Annotated in this window: 1 protein-coding gene; it reads left to right on the top strand. The window is 45.2% G+C overall.

Annotated features, from left to right (window positions below; translation table 11 throughout):
* Positions 1 to 440 (top strand): hypothetical protein (locus ACWIUD_RS12090; protein WP_454149419.1); only part of this gene is annotated, 440 nt, incomplete at both ends.

Below are 440 nucleotides of genomic sequence, written 5' to 3'. Positions count from 1 at the left end.
GGATTTGGCGCAAATTTAACTTTTGGCAAAACCTTTGATTTTCGCACAGGCGGGGCATTATCGCTCGAAGCAGGATTTGACTACAAGGCACTCAAATCAAAGGAAATCAAAGCAGATTCTGCGATTTATCAAAACGCGCTTTTTAACCTAATCTACGGCGATTTGGGCGTTTCGTACGCAAATTATTTCGGCGGATTTGGAGTGAATTTTGGCGTAGGCGCGAAGTTCAATCTCGCCCCAAAACTCGCCAAAAGCAAGGTTTTAGTGCGAAGTCAAAACTTCGATTTTGCGCTTGATTGCGACAAAATTTTAGGTTACGCAAACGCGGGCATTTCGTATCTTTTGGAGGCGCAAAACTTCGATATGGAGTTTGGAGTGCAGTATTTTGGGGGATTTGGCGATAAGGGAATCTCAAACGGCGGCGGATTTGAGTGGCGCGT

Source organism: Helicobacter sp. 23-1044, assembly GCF_053654695.1.
This window is presented reverse-complemented; position numbering and strand designations above follow the sequence as displayed.